The 16,485-nt window shown below is 69.4% G+C and carries 10 protein-coding genes; 4 read left to right on the forward strand and 6 right to left on the reverse strand.

The genetic code is table 11. The features are described from left to right. Positions 1-26 precede the first annotated feature (26 nt). The gene (locus ACWF82_RS21755; protein ID WP_452503878.1) at positions 27-500 is read left to right on the forward strand and encodes a GtrA family protein; all 474 of its coding nucleotides are present in this window, start codon (positions 27-29) and stop codon (positions 498-500) included. On the opposite strand, the gene ACWF82_RS21760 is transcribed toward ACWF82_RS21755, so the two are convergent. Genes ACWF82_RS21760 through ACWF82_RS21770 form a run of 3 tightly spaced genes read right to left on the reverse strand, consistent with a single transcriptional unit; the run spans position 471 to position 2,433 of the window. Then, complete coding sequence (locus ACWF82_RS21760; RefSeq protein WP_452503752.1) at positions 471-1,142, reverse strand: Type 1 glutamine amidotransferase-like domain-containing protein; 672 nt, start codon at positions 1,140-1,142, stop codon at positions 471-473. The two genes, ACWF82_RS21755 and ACWF82_RS21760, sit on opposite strands and share 30 nt — an antisense overlap. Then, the gene (locus ACWF82_RS21765) at positions 1,142-1,984 is read right to left on the reverse strand and encodes a maleylpyruvate isomerase family mycothiol-dependent enzyme (RefSeq protein WP_452503754.1); all 843 of its coding nucleotides are present in this window, start codon (positions 1,982-1,984) and stop codon (positions 1,142-1,144) included. Before ACWF82_RS21765 ends, ACWF82_RS21760 begins: the two co-directional genes overlap by 1 nt. After that, complete coding sequence (locus ACWF82_RS21770; RefSeq protein ID WP_452503756.1) at positions 1,981-2,433, reverse strand: HIT family protein; 453 nt, start codon at positions 2,431-2,433, stop codon at positions 1,981-1,983. The genes ACWF82_RS21765 and ACWF82_RS21770 overlap by 4 nt, the downstream gene beginning before the upstream one ends. A gap of 408 nt (positions 2,434-2,841) precedes the next feature. On the opposite strand from ACWF82_RS21770, the gene ACWF82_RS21775 reads away from it, so the two are divergent. From ACWF82_RS21775 to ACWF82_RS21785, 3 genes are read left to right on the forward strand one after another with little or no spacing between them, the layout of a single operon-like run. After that, positions 2,842-3,960 carry a Re/Si-specific NAD(P)(+) transhydrogenase subunit alpha gene (locus tag ACWF82_RS21775; RefSeq protein WP_452503758.1) on the forward strand — a complete coding sequence of 373 codons (1,119 nt, stop codon included), beginning with the start codon at positions 2,842-2,844 and terminating at the stop codon, positions 3,958-3,960. After that, positions 3,960-4,262, forward strand: a complete 303-nt coding sequence (locus tag ACWF82_RS21780; RefSeq protein WP_056818017.1) for an NAD(P) transhydrogenase subunit alpha — start codon at positions 3,960-3,962, stop codon at positions 4,260-4,262. Before ACWF82_RS21775 ends, ACWF82_RS21780 begins: the two co-directional genes overlap by 1 nt. Before the next feature lie 17 nt (positions 4,263-4,279). Continuing rightward, the gene (locus tag ACWF82_RS21785) at positions 4,280-5,701 is read left to right on the forward strand and encodes an NAD(P)(+) transhydrogenase (Re/Si-specific) subunit beta (protein ID WP_452503880.1); all 1,422 of its coding nucleotides are present in this window, start codon (positions 4,280-4,282) and stop codon (positions 5,699-5,701) included. 63 nt (positions 5,702-5,764) lie between these two features. Here ACWF82_RS21785 and ACWF82_RS21790 read toward each other — a convergent pair whose 3' ends face one another. The 3 genes from ACWF82_RS21790 to ACWF82_RS21800 form a co-directional block, all read right to left on the reverse strand. Continuing rightward, the gene (locus tag ACWF82_RS21790; RefSeq protein ID WP_452503760.1) at positions 5,765-6,508 is read right to left on the reverse strand and encodes a hypothetical protein; all 744 of its coding nucleotides are present in this window, start codon (positions 6,506-6,508) and stop codon (positions 5,765-5,767) included. Between the two features lie 170 nt (positions 6,509-6,678). Then, on the reverse strand, positions 6,679-7,677 hold the full coding sequence (locus ACWF82_RS21795) for an ABC transporter substrate-binding protein (protein WP_452503762.1): 999 nt from the start codon (positions 7,675-7,677) through the stop codon (positions 6,679-6,681). A gap of 35 nt (positions 7,678-7,712) precedes the next feature. Next, the gene (locus tag ACWF82_RS21800) at positions 7,713-16,349 is read right to left on the reverse strand and encodes an amino acid adenylation domain-containing protein (protein ID WP_452503764.1); all 8,637 of its coding nucleotides are present in this window, start codon (positions 16,347-16,349) and stop codon (positions 7,713-7,715) included. Positions 16,350-16,485 lie beyond the last annotated feature (136 nt).

The following is a 16,485-nucleotide window of genomic DNA, read 5'->3' on the forward strand; positions in this document are numbered from 1 at the left end:
AGCAGCACGCGAGTGTCACCGACTCGATGGCCGACCGGTTCACCCGCTGGTGCGAGGCCGTCGTGGCCCGGCTGCCGTTCGGGCTGAACCGGTATGTGCCCGCGACCTTCCTCGGCTTCGCGCTGATCAACAGCTTCACCTTCGGCGTCGACCTGCTGTTGCTGACGCTGCTGCACGAGGGCCTCGACCTGCCCGTCTGGCTGTCGATCAGCCTGGCCTACATCGTCGCGTTCGGCCTGGCCTTCCTGCTCAACCGCACCTTCAACTTCCACTCGCACGCCCCGATGGGCAAGCAGGCCGCGGTGTACGCGGTCGTGGTGTTGGTCAACTACGTCGCGTTCATCCTCGGCGTCGGCTCCGGGCTGACCGCGCTCGGCGTGGAATACCACGTGGCGCGGCTACTCGCGGGCGCCTGCGAAGCGGTGTACATGTACTGCGCGATGCGCTGGATCGTGTTCCGGCGCAAGCGATCAGCGGATCCGGTCGGCGCCGGTCGATGACCGGCCGCGCAGCACCTCGGTCCGATCGCCGTCCACCAGGACGACATCGTCGTCGGTGAGCGCCCAGTGCGCGACACCCTCGGCCCGGCAGCGCGCCAGCATCTTCACCGCCTCGCCGTCCGGATCGGTGGGCGAGTCGAGATGCACGACCAGCCGCCGATCCACCAATCCCAGTCCGTCCCATCGTGGTTCGGTGCCGGTGGCGGGCAGCACCTCGGCCGGATCGTCCATCGTCTCCAGCCCGTGCAGATCGGGTCCGAGCAGACAGGCGCCCGCGCTGTAGCCCGCGTAGACCAGCGCGTCCTCGCGCAGCAGCGCGGGCAACACGGAATCGGCTCCGCTGCGGGCGAATTGGGCCCGAAGCACGAAGGTGTTCCCGCCGCGCACCCACACCATGTCGAACTCGCGCAAACGCCGCTCGAGCTGCCCCGGCTGCCCGGCATAGTCGCGCAGGTCGACCACCTCGGGCGAATAACCCTGCTGCCGTAGCGGATTCACATCACTGGTGACCGCCGAGGACCAGGCGTCGGGCCACGCGTCGAAGGCATTCGGGATCACCGCAACCCGGCCGGGTGTGCCGGCGAGCCCGGCGAGCCGGTCGGCGAAGGCGCCGAACCGGTAGGACGCCAGGAACAGCCGCATCAGATGGTGAAGGCCAGGTTCTGCACCAGTCGCTCGCCGAGGGCCGTGTCGCCCGAGACGCTGACCGCGTCCCGATGCTCGGCGGCGGTGGTCCGCCCGCCACGCAACCGCGCGAACAACCCGGAATCCATGCTGATCACGGCGGTCGGTTCACCCTCGGCCACGTCGAGCACCGCGCCGCGCCCGTCGACCACCGCGAGGTGGATCTGCCGGGTGACCGGACCGCTGAGGTCGATGGTGATCCGCGAACCGTCCGGCGCCTTCGCGCCCTTCACCACGGCCCGGCCCAGACCGAGGGTGAGTTCGGTGAACGCGGTCTCCGCGCGCGCACCGCCTTCGGCCACCGTGCGGCCGATCCCGTCGGCCAGGTCGAGCTCGTGCATCCAGCAGTCGAACAGCCGCACCCGCATGAACCGCCCGTAGGGAACCTGCCCGACCGGCGAGACTGTCGGCGCCTGCCAGGCCTGCCCGTCCATCGCGGCCAGTGCGGCGCGCCTGCGGTCGGTCACCTCGTCGAACAGGGCGAGCAGGCGCTTGCCGGAGAGCGGACGCAACCGGTCGACCCAGATCTCGTTGAGCACAGCGACCTCGTTGCGCACATGCGGCAGCGTCCGCACGTCGGTCTTGGGGCGCAACGGGTCATGCGGCGGCGGGGTGTCGCCGAGCAGCCACGACTCGGTGCCGATCACGTGCGCGACCACGTCGAACAATGTCCAGCCGGGCAGTGGGGACGGCTTGCGCCACGCCTTCTCGTCGAGGTCGGCGACCAGGATCCCGATGGCCTCCCACTGCTGGGAGAGCAGGTCGGTGAGCTGCTCGCGATCGGGCGTGCGGTCGGTCATCCCTGTGCTCCTTCTGCTTCGCTCTGGTCGAGCGCGGTGATGCCGGCACGGATCGCCGCTGCGGTCGCATTCGGCTCGTGCGGCCTGCGCAGCAGAAAGCCCTTGGCGAAACTGAGTTTGTCACCGTGCTTGCGCGGCACCACGTGCAGGTGGACATGGCCGACGGTCTGGAAGGCCGCTGTGCCGTCGTTGAGGACGAGATTGGCGCCGTCGCTGGCCAAGCCGCTGCGGCGCAGGGCGCGCGCGAGCCGGTGACCGGTGCGGAAGATCGTCGCACCGAGCTCGGGATCGAGATCGTCGAGTTCGGTGGCGTGCTGTTTGGGAACGACCAGCGTGTGCCCGCGGGTGATCGGCCGGATGTCGAGGAACGCGCACACCGCGTCGTCCTCGTAGACCTTGGTCGCCGGTGCGGCACCCGCCACGATCGAGCAGAAGACGCAGTCGTTCACAACATCGACCCTACGGTGTGGCCTAGGTCGCGCAACAGCCCGAACCGCGCACCGGCATGACACGCGTCACGTTCGCCGCGCGAGCCGGTCATTCGACCAGGATTCGGACGTCCAGGTAAGTACCCCACTCGCATGTGCGGTCTTGTCCGGCCCTACCTGCGGCGACGAATCTGATCGTGGACGCGAGCTCGCGTCCGCCGAGCGGAAAGGTCGTCAACTTGGTGAAACGGGTCGGCTCTGTCCGATTTCCCAGTGGACGGTCCAGCTCTCCGATGTGACGGGCATCTCCGCTAGGCTCACCGCGAGCCGAGTACAGTTGCGAGGATTTCAGCCGATCTTACTCGTAGGTAACTTCGGCTGACCCGCTGTTCCCAGGCTCGAAGCCAGCACGAAAAGGAAATCTGACTAGTGGAGACAACGCAAAACGTGGGCGAGGGTTCGCCGCGCGGCGCGCGTGTCGGAGTCGTTCGCGAGTCCGGCGCGGGTGAGCGGCGGGTCGCCTTGGTGCCCAAGATCATCCCCGCCCTGTCCAAGCAGGGTGTCGAGGTGGTCGTGGAAGCCGGTGCCGGCCTCGGCGCGCTCATCCCCGACGCGGCCTATGTCGAGGCGGGCGCGACCATCGGTGATCCGTGGTCGGCCGATGTCGTGGTCAAGGTGGCCCCGCCCAGTGATGCCGAGGTGGGCAAGCTGTCCTCCGGGCAGACCCTGATCGGGTTCCTCGCCCCCCGCAACGCCGAGAACCAGATCGGGGCTTTGCGCTCCGCCGGTGTGCAGGCGTTCGCGGTGGAGGCGATCCCGCGTATCTCGCGCGCGCAGGTGATGGACGCGCTGTCGTCGCAGGCGAATGTCGCCGGGTACAAGGCCGTGCTGCTCGCCGCGTCGGAGTCGACCCGCTTCTTCCCGATGCTGACCACCGCCGCTGGCACCGTGAAGCCGGCCACCGTGCTGGTGCTCGGTGTCGGTGTCGCCGGTCTGCAGGCACTGGCCACGGCCAAGCGTCTTGGTGGCCGCACCACCGGTTACGACGTGCGCCCCGAGGTCGCCGATCAGGTGCGCTCGGTCGGCGCCCAGTGGCTCGATCTCGGCATCGACGCCGCCGGTGAGGGCGGCTACGCCCGCGAGCTCACCGAGGACGAGAAGGCCCAGCAGCAGCAGGCCCTCGAAGACGCCATCAAGGGTTTCGACGTGGTGATCACCACCGCGCTGGTGCCGGGTCGTCCCGCGCCGCGCCTGGTCACCGCCGCCGCCGTCGAGGGCATGAAGCCCGGCAGCGTGATCGTCGACCTGGCCGGTGAGACCGGCGGCAACTGCGAGCTCACCGAGCCCGGTGAGGTCGTGGTCAAGCACGAGGTGACCATCGCCTCGCCGTTGAACCTGCCCGCGACCATGCCCGAGCACGCCAGCGAGTTGTATTCCAAGAACATCGCGGCCCTGCTGGAGCTGATGCTGGTCGACGGCAAGCTCGCGCCCGATTTCGAGGATCAGGTGCTGGCCGATTCCTGTGTGACCCGTGAGGTGGAAGCCTGATGTACACCGAACTTCTCGCGAACATCGCGATCCTGGTCCTGTCCGGGTTCGTCGGATTCGCGGTCATCTCCAAGGTCCCCAACACCCTGCACACCCCGCTGATGTCGGGCACCAACGCCATCCACGGCATCGTCGTGCTCGGCGCGCTGGTGACGCTGGGCAATGTGAAGGACCCGTCCCTGCTGGTGCAGGTGATCCTGTTCGTCGCGGTGGTGTTCGGAACGCTGAACGTCATCGGTGGTTTCGTGGTCACCGACCGCATGCTCGGCATGTTCAAGGGCAAGAAGAAGGCGGCCGAGTGATGCACGCAGTCGACAACATGACCTACCTGGTCAACGGCCTCTACATCGTGGCCTTCTCCATGTTCATCTACGGCCTGATGGGCTTGACCGGCCCCAAGACCGCCGTGCGTGGCAACCAGATCGCCGCGGTCGGCATGGGTATCGCCGTGATCGCCACGCTGATCTCGGTGCGCCACGCGGACATGATCAACTGGATCCTGATCGGCGCGGGCCTGGTCGTCGGTGTGGCACTGGGTGTTCCGCCCGCCGTGCGCACCAAGATGACCGAGATGCCGCAGCTGGTCGCCGCGTTCAACGGTGTCGGTGGTGGCACCGTGGCATTGATCGCGTGGGCGGAGTTCATCGACAGCTCCGGCTTCTCGGCGCTGCACGACGAACCCACCATTCACATCATCATCGGTTCGCTGTTCGCTGCGGTGATCGGTTCCGTCTCGTTCTGGGGCTCGATCATCGCCTTCGCCAAGCTGCAGGAAATCCTGTCCGGCAAGCCGATCGGCATCGGTCGCCTGCAACAGCCGCTGAACCTGCTGCTGCTCGCCGGCGCGATCATCTGCGCCGTGGTGATCGGCCTGGGCGCCGACAACGGTGGCGTCTCGCAGCTGTGGATGATCGGTCTGCTCGTCCTGGCCGGCATCCTCGGCCTGATGGTCGTGCTGCCCATCGGCGGCGCCGACATGCCCGTCGTCATCTCGCTGCTCAACGCGCTGACCGGTCTGTCGGCCGCGGCCGCGGGCCTGGCGCTGAACAACACCGCGATGATCGTCGCGGGCATGATCGTCGGCGCGTCCGGCACCATCTTGACCAACCTGATGGCCAAGGCCATGAACCGCTCCATCCCGGCCATCGTCGCCGGTGGATTCGGTGGCGGCGGTGGCGCGGCCGGTGGCGGCGCCGGTGGCGAGAACAAGCAAGCCAAAGCGACCTCGGCCGCTGACGCCGCGATCCAGATGGCCTACGCCAACCAGGTCATCGTGGTCCCCGGCTACGGTATGGCCGTGGCTCAGGCCCAGCACGCGGTCAAGGAAATGGCGTCGCTGCTCGAGGGCAAGGGTGTCGAGGTCAAATACGCGATCCACCCGGTCGCAGGCCGCATGCCCGGTCACATGAACGTGCTGCTGGCCGAGGCCGAGGTCTCCTACGACGCCATGAAGGAAATGGACGACATCAACGGCGAATTCGGCCGCACCGATGTGGTCCTGGTCATCGGCGCCAACGACGTCACCAACCCGGCCGCCCGCGACGACAAGACCAGCCCGATCTACGGTATGCCGGTCCTCAACGTCGACCAGGCCCAAAGCGTCATCGTGCTGAAGCGGTCGATGAACTCCGGCTTCGCCGGTATCGACAACCCGCTGTTCTACGCCGACCACACCTCCATGCTGTTCGGCGACGCCAAGAAGTCCGTCGGCGCTGTCACCGAGGAACTGAAGGCACTGTAAGCCGCACGCACCAGGGGCCCTTGCCGTTCATCGCGAACGGCAAGGGCCCCTCGCGTTGCCGGTTCAGAACGGCTGGTTGTACTTGCGGGTGCCGGGGAGGTCCAGATAGGGGCACTCGGCGGAGCCGGTGCGCAGGGTCGCGGTGTCGTCGTCGGGGGAGATCCACTGGAGCTTGCCGCTGTCCAGCCAGGGCAGCAGGTCGAAGTCCATGCGGTTCGAGCCCCAGTCGTCGTCCCAGGCGGCGTACCTGCCCGGGGCCTGCTTGACGTCGTAATGGTCACTGCCCCAGACCGGTTCGAGCGCGATGCCGCGCGGCCGGTGGACAGAGCAGTGGTAGGTGATCGGCCAGCCGGTGTGCGGGCCGACGCGCACCTGGGTGATGACGGCACGGATGTCGGGATGACTGAGGACCTGGGGGAACACGTAGGGCACGTCGGGGCCCACGTGGCGATCGAACGGCGCGGGCGCGGGCGGACCGTCGAGCCGCATCGCACCGGCCATCAACAACCAGGTGTGCGGGACCGGGTCCAACCGGCGAACCGGGTTGGACGACATCCAGAACCACCCGTCGACGTCGACGATGTCGAGTGGCCAGTACACCAGCCGACCGGTGAACGGGCACCGCGAGACCACGATGTCCGGCAGCAGTTCCCTGTACCGATCGTGCAGCGCCGTGAAACGTTCGAAGGCGGCCCAGCCCTCCTCGGTGACGCCCAGCTGCTTGTAGCGCGCGGTGAAGTGATTGCCTTCCGCGATCAGGGCCGCTCGCTCCGCGCGGAACGGCTCCACCTCGACCAGCTTGCGCACCGATGACCCCCACTTCCCCGCGACTGTCGCAGAATCGACTGTGCCACAGCCGGAAGCCTCCGCAAACCGTCAGCCGGTGCGTGGCCGCGCGTTCCCCGCGGTGCCGCCGAAACGCGATCACCCCGCCCGCCGATTTCCGGCGAACGGGGTGATGGTGGTGCGTGCCTAGGTCACTTGAAGCGCTGCGCCAGCAGGTCGAGGGTCGCCATGGCTTCCCGGTAGTCCGGGCGCTTGGCAGTCGCGGGCAGCTCGTAGAGCTGGCCCTTCTGGAAGGCAGGCAGCATGGCCATGGCCGGATCCTGCTTCAGCTGGGCGATGTCGCGGCCGCCGTCGAGCTTGATCACGAACAGGACCGGAGCGTCGACGACGGTGCTCACCAGTTCGGGGCTGAAGGTCACCCAGTCGCCTGCCGCGGCCCGGGGCGGGTTGCCCGCCTTCGCTTCGATCTTGTCGTCGATGGTGATGCCGACGTCGGTGAGCAGGGTGGCCAGCGGGGTGTTCGGGGCGAGCAGGATGGGCTTGCTGTCCGCCTGCGACTGCCACACGGCCGCCGCGCCCTGCGGCAGCTTCAGCCCGGATTTCACCTTCGCCACCTTGTCGGTGTACGCGGTGATCATGCCGTCCACCTTCTCGGGACGGTTCACGTAGTTGGCCACCGCCTTCAACTGGTCCTGCCAGTTGGCGAGGTCGGACGCCACCAGCGCGGTGGGGGCGACGGCGGCGAGCTTGTCGTAGTTCTTGATCGTCTGCTGTCCAGGCCAGCCAGGTCCGCCGCCGATGATCAGGTCCGGCTTCTGCGCGGCGATGAACTCCAGGTTCAGGTCGTCACCGGAGGGCACCGCGACGGTGCCCTGCTCCTTGGCGTCCGCGGCCCAGGAGGCGGGGAACTCACCGGGCGCGAGCGTGACGCCGAGGATGCGCGGATCGGCGGCCTTCACCTTGGCGTCCAGGTCGAACAGGTAGCCGGCGAGAGCGCCGTTGAGGACCACGATGCGCTGCGGGGCGGAGGGTACGGTGACCGGGCCCTTGGCGGTTTCCACCTGGCGGGTGCCGGTGTCGGCAGGCTCGTCGGAGGTGGAGGTGCCGCAGCCCACTGCCGTCGCGGTCACCGCGACGATCAGGAGTGCGACGGCGGCACGCATGCGTGCCGTCATTCGGTGCGCTGACATGGGAGTGGTTTCCTTCTTTCTATCCAGGTGGAAGTTCAGGTGCGGATCGCGGGGTCCGCGTCGAGCAACGCGGCGACCTCGATCCAGCCGGTCGGCATCGCGATGTCGTTGTGGGTGTAGGGAAGTCGCCGGACCACCAGCTGTGCGCCCGCGGCCTGCCAGCCGGTCAGCTGCGCGTGCACGCGTTCGGGTTCGAGGCCGTTGTCCGCGCAGTACAGGGCCATCGGGCCGCTGTAGCTGGGTGACTCGGACCGGGTGACCATGCGCAGCAGCTCGGTCGCGGCATTGCGTACCACCGCGGCCAATTCCGGTGCGTACTCGGCGATCTCGGGTAGCAGCGCGTCCATGCCGGAGGGGTCGGCCAGGGTCGCGGCGGCCCGATCGGTCAGGTTCGACAGCGGGTGCGAGTCGAGCAGCCCCACATAGCCGACCTGCTCGCCCTCGGCTTCCAGGATGGCGGCCATCGCGTGGGCGAGATTGCCGCCCAGCGAGTAACCGAGCAGGTGGTACGGGCCCTGCGGCTGGATGCGGCGGACGGCGTCCAGGTAGAACCGGGCCAGATCGTCGAGCGTGCGCGTCTGCTTGTCCGGCTCGGTGAGCTGGGGCATCTGCAGGCCGATGATCGGCCGATCGGCGCGCAGCAGCCGGGCCAGCGGCGCGTATTTCCATGCGGTGCCGCCGATCTGGTGGATGCAGAACAGCGGTGGGACCGATCCCTCGGCGCGCAGCTCCAGCACCGGATCGAGGCGGCGGCCCAGACTGGCGAGACCGCCCACCGGTCGAGGCGCGCTGGGATCGACCGCGCCGATGCGTGCAGCGAGCGTGCGCGGCGTGGTCGCGGAGAAGACATCGTCGAGGACCACCGGCAGGTCGACGCGGGTCAGGCGGCCGACCAGTCGCACCGCGAGCAGCGAGTGCCCGCCCTTGTCGAAGAAGTCGTCGTCCGCGCCGATGTCATCGAGTGACAGGACCGCGATCATGGCCTGGCGGATCGTGTCGAGCAGGCCGGATGCCGTCTCCTGCGCGAGAGCTCCCACCGGCGCACTCGGCGCCTCCGTCGTCCCGGTCGATGTCCGTGCGGGATCGGCGACCCTCGCGGATTCCGGCGCGGGCAGCTCCTGGCGGGCGATCTTCTCGGTCGCGGTGCGTGGAATGTGATCCAGCTCGACGAACGCGGAGGGAATCATGTACGCGGGCAACGCTGTTCGCAGCTGCTCGCGCACCGCGCCGGTGTCGAGGACGATTCCGGACTTGGCGATCAGATAGGCGACCAGGCGCTGATCACCCGGTGTGTCCTCGCGCAGCAGCACCACCGCGTGGGCCACTCCGGCACACGTGAGCAGGGCCGATTCGATATCGCCCAGTTCGATGCGCTGGCCGCGCAGCTTCACCTGGCTGTCGGTGCGGCCGACGTACTCGAGCTCACCGTGCGGATTCAGTTTCACCAGATCGCCGGTGCGGTACATCCTTTCGCCGTTCGCGAACGGGTCGGCCACGAAGGCGGCGGCGCTCAGATCGGGACGGGCCAGATAGCCGCGCGCCAGCCGGACACCGGTCATGTACAGCTCGCCGATGGTTCCCTCGGCGACCGGCCGCAGCTGGTCGTCGAGGATGCGGACGGCATCGGCGGGTGCGCCGACCGGCACCGACGCGATGTCGGCATCGACGGTCTCGTGGAAGGTGAAGCCGATCGCGGCCTCGGTGGGACCGTAGAAGTTGTAGACGGCGGTCCCGGTCAGCGCTCGCATACGGTGTGCCGTCGCGGGCGGCAGCACCTCACCGCCGGTGAGGACACAGCGCAGATCCGCGCACCCCGACAGGTCGGCCTCTTCGGCGAGCACGGTCAGCATGGATGTGGTCATCCACATCGCGGTCACCCGCTCCGTGCTCATGAGCTGAGCCTGATAGTAGGGATCGCGGTGACCGCCCGGCCGGGTCAGCACGATCCGGGCGCCGACATGCAGCGGCAGGAACATCTCCATGAGCGAGGCGTCGAAGATCGGCGGGGTGCGGTAGAGCATCGTGTCGCCCGGTCCGAACCGGCGTTCGCGTTGCAGCCATTCGAAGGTGGAGATGATCGAGGCGTGCGACAGGGTGACGCCCTTGGGCACACCGGTGGAGCCGGAGGTGAACAGCAGGCACGCGGTGTTGGCGGGGCGCAGCGGCGCGAGCCGGTCGGCATCGGTGAGCTCCGCATCGGCGAATCCGCTGGTGTCCGCGTCGTCCAGCGAGTGCAGAACCAGGGCGGGAGCGGCGGTGTCGAGAATCTTCTCGACGCGCTGTGCGGGCTGCTCCGGGTCAACCGGAAGGTACACGCCACCGGCCCGGCAGATGGCGTGCGCCGTGACGACCGAATCGATGGTGCGTGGCATGGCGACGGCCACCACGGTTTCGGCCCCGACGCCGCGCGAGATGAGCCATCGGGCCAGGCGATTCGCCCTGGCATCGAATTCCCGGAAGTCGATCGTGACGCCATCGGCCGTGATAGCCGGTGCCGTCGGGTCGACGGGGGTGCCCCACTCGGCCAGGGTCACACCGCGCGGGTCCGGCTGTGCCGTGGTCGGCGCGGACTTGACGATCGGCGCGACGGTCGCCGCGGCAGTGGACGGCGCGAGCGGCGCGAGGAAGGCCTCGGGGTGGACTTCTGCCGTGCCGGTGACGGCCGCCAGGATCGCGCCGATTCGATCGGAGATCCGGGCGAGCGTGGCGTCGTGGACGGCGGCGCGGTCGTACCAGATCACCAGTTCCAGCCGGTCGCCCGGCGGGGCGATCAACGTCATCGGATAGTGCGTGTTGCCGTGGTTGTGGAACTCGCCGCGGCGCAGCTCGTGCGATTCCGGCTGCCCGGCACCGGAATTCGGGAAGTTCTCGAAGGCGACCAGGGTGTCGAAGAGGGTACCGATCCCCGCGGTCCGTTCGATCTCCGCGAGTCCCGCGTAGTCGAACTCCTGCATGGCGAACTGGTTTTCCTGCAGGTCCGCCCACTGTGCGAGCAGCGCGCGATCAGGGTCGAAGGCGCAACGCACCGGCACGGTGTTGGCGAACAGGCCGACCATGCCCGCCACGCCCGGCAGTTCGGCGGGCCTGCCGGAGACGGTCGCGCCGAACACGACGTCGGTGCGTCCGGTGAGCGCCGCGAGCACCAGCGCCCAGGTGCCCTGCACCAGGGTGTTCATCGTCAGGCCGCGACGGCGGCCGAGCTCGGTCAGCGCCGTGGACAGCGATTCCGGCAGCGGAACCTGCCATTGCCGGAACTCACGCTCGCGGAAAGTGCTGGTGCGCACCAGCGTCGGCTCGGCGAATCCGGCCAGTCGCCGTGACCAGGCAGCGCGGACGGCCGCGCGATCACGGGTGCCGATCCAGGCCAGATAGTCGCTGTAGGAGGCGGGCGAGGGCAGTTCGTCGCCGTGGTAGGCGGACAGTACTTCGCGCAACACGATCGGGGTCGACCAGCCGTCGATCACCAGGTGATGGGTATTGAGCACGAGACGGTGCGCGTCACCCGGCATGCGAATCAGGGTGGCGCGCAACATCGGTGACCGATCCACCGCGAATCGGTGCCGGGTGGCTTCGGTCTCCAGCCGGTCGGCGGCCGCTTGCGCGGCGCGCAGCGGCAACCCGGACAGATCGACCTCACGCCACGGCATACCGACTGCCCGGGGGACCGCCTGCACCGGCTGATCCAGACCCTCGTAGTGGAACGCCGCGGCCATGGTCGGGTGCCTGCCGACGACGGTGTCGAAAGCCGCCGACAACCGTGGACCGTCCAGTGGCCCGTGCAGGTCGACGCGGGCACTCAGGGTGTAGACATCGTCTGCGCCGTCGCGAATCGCGTGGAACAGCAGCCCCTCCTGCAGGGGCGACAGCGGCAGCAGTTCGGCCAGCGGCCCGTGCGCGGCTTCCAGCGCGTCGATGGTCTCCTGGGCGACGGAGATGCCGGGGGCGTCCGACGGCGTGAGCCCACCGGGGAACAGCATCGCGTGCGCGGCGAACGCCTCCAGCGCGAATTCGAAGTGCCGCTGGATGTCCGCGACCTGGTCCGCACCGAGAATCCGGCTCGCCGCGGTCCACTCCATGGCGAGCCGGGGAGCACCCGGTTGCCCGGTGGTGGGTTCGTGCACGAAGACGTTGAGCGCGAGCACTTCCGTGAGCGCCTTTTCCGGCGGTTCCGTCACCGCGAACGGGTCGTGTTCGGGCAGGCTCCAGCCGAGGGCCCCGCCGCCACCGAAGCGGCCGAGGTAGTTGAGCAGCACCTCGGGTGCGCGCCGCCCGGTGAATCGCGGCGCGGTCTCCGGATCGAGCCTGCGCAGCACGCCGTACCCGACGCCGTTGCCGGGCACGGCCCGCTTGGCCTCCTTGACCGCCCGCAACAGCCGACCGGCCGCCGCGCCACCGGCCAAACCGTCGGCGAGCCCGTCCGGGTCGTCGATTCCGGTCGCGGGTGTCCACACCGGGAACTCGCTGGTGAACCAGCCGATGGTCCCTGCGAAATCGGTGTCGGCGCGCAGCGCTTCGCGTCCGTGCCCCTCGACGGTGACGGGCCTGCCCGGTTCGAGCGCCTCGCCGCGCTCGTGCCGCCAGGCGTTGAGAGCCAGCATGAGAGCCGCGAGCAGGACGTCGTCGGTCTTGGCCCGATAGGCCGCGGGCAGCGTCGTCAGCAGCGCTTCGGAAATTTCCGGCGCCGCGAAAGTCCTGGTCTGCTCGGCACTCCCGACGAGATCCACGGCATGGTCGAGCGCCCGATCCCCGAGTGTCGCGACAGCGCCGTCCCCGAGGGCGCGCTCCCAGTGCGCCAGCTCCGGGCGATGATCGCCCGCCGCGCCGGACTCGGCGAGCAGGGTGGCGTATCGCCGCCACGAACTACCCTTCGCGGACAGCTGCGCTGGGCGCCCGTCCCGTCCCGCCGCACATGCCTCATACAGCTCGGGCACCAGGATCCGCCACGAAACGCCGTCCACGACCAGGTGATTGGCTACCAGGACCAGACGGTCGGCCGCCCCTGGCGCGGTGCGCACCAACGCGGCGCGAATCTCGACACCCGCGGCCGGATCCAATTCCGCCGCCAGCCCGGATGCCACCGACCCGATCAGCGCGTCCACGTTCTCGGCCGATTCGTCGAACGAGAGCTCCCGGACCAGGTCCGACGCGCGCACCGTGCCGACGCCCGCGACCACAAGCCGGGGACCGGTGTCCGCATCGTCGAGGATCAGGCGCAGGGCGTCGTGGCGGTCGAGCAGCGTTTGCAGGCCGGTGGTCAGGTGGTCGAGGGTGAGGTCCTCGTGCAGGGTCAGGGCGGTCCACTGGGCGTATCCGGCGACGGCCTCGCGGCTCGGGTTCGCCGCGAGGAGGGCGCCGACCATGGGCGGGATCGGGACCTGGCCGGTCGCCTCGTCCGGGGCCGGGGTGCCGGCCTGCTGGTCGGTCACCTGGGCCGCGGCGGCGATCGTCGCCAGATCGCGCTGAGCCAGCAGTGTTTTCGGCTGGACCTCCCAGCCCAGCGCGCGCAGGCGGCTGCTCACACCGATGGCGGTGATGCTGTCGCCGCCGAGTCCGAAGAAGTCGTCGGTGGCGTTGACCTGTGGCACGCCGAGGACTTCGGCGACCACACCGCAGAGGGCGCGTTCCTGCTCGGTACGGGGTGGGCGGCCGGTCGAGGTCAGCTGGGGTGCGGGCAGGGCCGCGCGATCGAGCTTGCCGTTGACGGTGGTGGGCAGGGCGTCGAGCACCACGAGTGCCGAGGGCACCAGGTGGTCGGGTACCAGGGTGGTCAGCCGGTGACGCAGCTGGTCGGCGTCGAGGGTGCGGCCCGCCTCGGGGACCAGATAGCCCACCAAGCGGGTGCTGTCGCCGGACTTGCGGATGGTGGCGGCCGCGGCGGCCACGCCGGGCAGTGCGCCGAGCGACGCTTCGACCTCGCCCAGTTCGACGCGATAGCCGCGCACCTTGATCTGCGCGTCGGCGCGTCCGAGGTAGTCGTAGCCGTGGCCGGGTAGCCAGCGCGCGCGGTCGCCGGTGCGGTACATGCGCTCGCCCGCCGCGAACGGATCGGCGACGAATCGCTCGGCCGTCACGGCGACGCGTCCGAGGTAGCCGCGCGCCAATTGCGGTCCGGCCAAGTACAGTTCGCCGATCTCGCCATCCGGGACCAGTTGCAGCGCGCCGTCGAGCAGATAGGCGCGGGTGCCGTCGAGCGGACCGCCCACATGCGGTTGCGCGCCGGTGACCGGCGCACTGAGCGCGTCGACGGTCGCCTCCGTCGGGCCGTACATGTTGCGGGCGGCCACCTTCGACGCGACGATGACCGACCACAGGGCGGGCGGGGTCGCCTCGCCGCCGAGCAGCAGCAGCTCGGGACGGTGCGCGCTGCCGAGCAGCCCGTTGTCGATCAGGGCGGTCGCCATCGACGGGGTGGTGTCGACGACATCGATGCGATCGGCGCCGAATGCGGCGATCTGCGCGGCCGCGTCCTTCTGGATGTCGGTGTCGTACAGATGGATCCGGTGCCCACACCACAGCCACATCAGCTGATCCAGCGCCGCGTCGAAGGCGAAGGAATAGGTGTGCGCGACGTGCAGCTGCCGCCCGCCCGCGCGCTCGGCGGTCTCGGCGTAGACGGTCGATCGGTGGTGGTGCAGCAGCTGGGCCATCGCACCGCAGGAGATCTGCACGCCCTTGGGCTTTCCGGTGGATCCCGAGGTGTACACGACGTAGGCCAGATGCGCGGCCGAGCGCGGCGCGGCGAGTTCGGCGGCGGTCAGCGGGCCGCTCGCGAAGCCCGCGATGGCTTCCCGAATCGCGCTGTCCGACAGCCGGATCAACGCACCCGAGCCGTGCGCGCGCTTCGCGTCACCGGTCGGGACCGGCGCCGCCGGCCGATCGGCGGACATCGCGTCCGCAGGCTCGCCGGTGATCGGGATCAGCGCCTCGGAGCGTCCGGCGAACACCGTCTCGGCGACCGTGTCGTCGGTGAGGATCAGCACCGGTGCGGCGTCGTCGACGATGTCGGCGAGGCGCTGGGCGGGATGCCCGATATCGAGGATCAGATACGCCGCGCCCGCGTGCCGCACCGCCAGCAGGGCGACCACCAGATCCACGGTGCGCGGCAGGGCGATGCCGACGATGTCCTCGGGGCCGACACCCCGGCCGCGCAGGTACCGCGCCAACCGGTGCGCCTGGGCACCCAGGTCGGCAGCGGTGAGCCGGTGGGCACTGTCGACGAGCACGATGTCGTCCGGTCGCGCCGCGACCATGCGGTCGAAGACCTCGACCGCGTCCTCGGGGTGACCGGGCAGGGCGGCGCCGTCGCGATCTGCGCCGATCTCGTTCTGGTACAGGGTGATCGCGCCGATCGGCTTGTCCGCCGTGTCGACCAGTTCGGTGATCAGCGCGACCAGCGCGTCCATCCGCCGTCGTGCCGTCGCGGCGTCCAGCGATCGGGCGTCGACCTCGAATCCGAGCTGGATCCGGTCCTCCGACAGCGGGGTGACGGTCAGGCCGAGGTCCTCCGGCGGGCCACCGGCGACATTGCGCAGCGTGCCGGTGGCACCGTCGAAATCGAGGGCGAAGTCGAAGGCCTTGAGGTTGATGCCGATGCCGTGCAGCAGCGCTCCGGTCTGCGCGCCGCCGAATTCGCGGGCCAGGTCCTCACCGCGGAATCGCTGGTGGGCGCGCACCTCCCGCAGCGCGTCGGCCACCCGCTTGCCGAGCTCGCCGAGGCGATCGGCGCTGGAGACCGAAATCCGCAGCGGCAGTACGTTGACCGCCATGGACGGGGTGGTGAGGGCGGTCTTGCCGACGCGCGCCATCACCGGCAGCGCGATGACCACATCGGTCTCGCCGAGCAACCGGTGCACGAATCCCACGTATCCGGCGACGAGCACATCGGCCCAGGTGATGCCTGCCGTCGTGGCCGCCGCCTTGACGCGTGCCACCAGCTCGGCGTCGAGGACGGCGCGCGCCTCGTGGGTCTGCTCGACCACGCCCTCGGGTGCGCGGCCGCGACCGTCCAGCGGTGGCAGCGGAGTGAGCCGGTCGCGCCAGTAGTCGCGGTCGTGCTGATGTGCCTGGCTCGCACGGTATTCCAGATCTTCGGCCACGAGTGTCTCGATCGAGCCCCACCGCAGGCGCGGCACGTCACCGCCGCGGCGCAGCGCGGTGTAGTGGGCCGCGACCCGGCGCGACACCATGGCCGCGCTGTAGCCGTCGATGATCAGGTGGTGGTAGAGCTGGATGCACCACACGTCGTTGTCGGTGAGGCGCAGCAGTGTGTAGGTGTAGAGCTGCCGGTCGACCATGGCCCGGCAGTAGGTGGCGGAGCGTTCCCGCTCGGCCGCGACCAGCCGGTGCGCGGCCGCGACCGGATCGGCTTCGCCGCGCAGATCGACCAGCGGCCGCAGTTCGGGTTCCACATCGGTGATCCGCTGGCGCGGGCCGTCGGGTGTCTCGGCGAATCGCAGTCGCATCGTGTCGGTTTCGGCGATGGTGCGGCGAATCGCGGTGTCCAGCAGCGCCACATCGATGGCGTCGGTCCCGGCGATCTCGAGGACCTCGCCGACCATGTAGCTGAGCGAGTCGGGGTCGAGGCGCTGGGCGTTCCAGATGCCCAGTTGTGCTCCGGTGAGCGGTAATCCGGGATAGTCGGCGCTTACGTCGTCCCGATCCACCGAGCTCACAGCAACTCCTTCGTCAACATTCTCGACCCCCGCTCGTACCGCCGGGCTCGGTGCGAGCACGGCAGGACGCGGGCGGAGGGTAGGTTAGCCTAAGTTTGTTTTGAAATGCGGATTGTGGCCCGCGTCACCGGATCCG

The sequence above is a fragment of the Nocardia sp. NPDC055053 genome (genome assembly GCF_053608285.1).

Coding starts and splice junctions, on each gene's coding strand:
- ACWF82_RS21780 (WP_056818017.1), top strand. CDS start 3,960: ATGTACACCGAACTTCTCGCGAACATCGCGATCCTGGTCCTGTCCGGG.
- ACWF82_RS21755 (WP_452503878.1), top strand. CDS start 27: ATGGCCGACCGGTTCACCCGCTGGTGCGAGGCCGTCGTGGCCCGGCTG.
- ACWF82_RS21795 (WP_452503762.1), bottom strand. CDS start 7,677: ATGTCAGCGCACCGAATGACGGCACGCATGCGTGCCGCCGTCGCACTC.
- ACWF82_RS21765 (WP_452503754.1), bottom strand. CDS start 1,984: ATGACCGACCGCACGCCCGATCGCGAGCAGCTCACCGACCTGCTCTCC.
- ACWF82_RS21785 (WP_452503880.1), top strand. CDS start 4,280: ATGACCTACCTGGTCAACGGCCTCTACATCGTGGCCTTCTCCATGTTC.
- ACWF82_RS21760 (WP_452503752.1), bottom strand. CDS start 1,142: ATGCGGCTGTTCCTGGCGTCCTACCGGTTCGGCGCCTTCGCCGACCGG.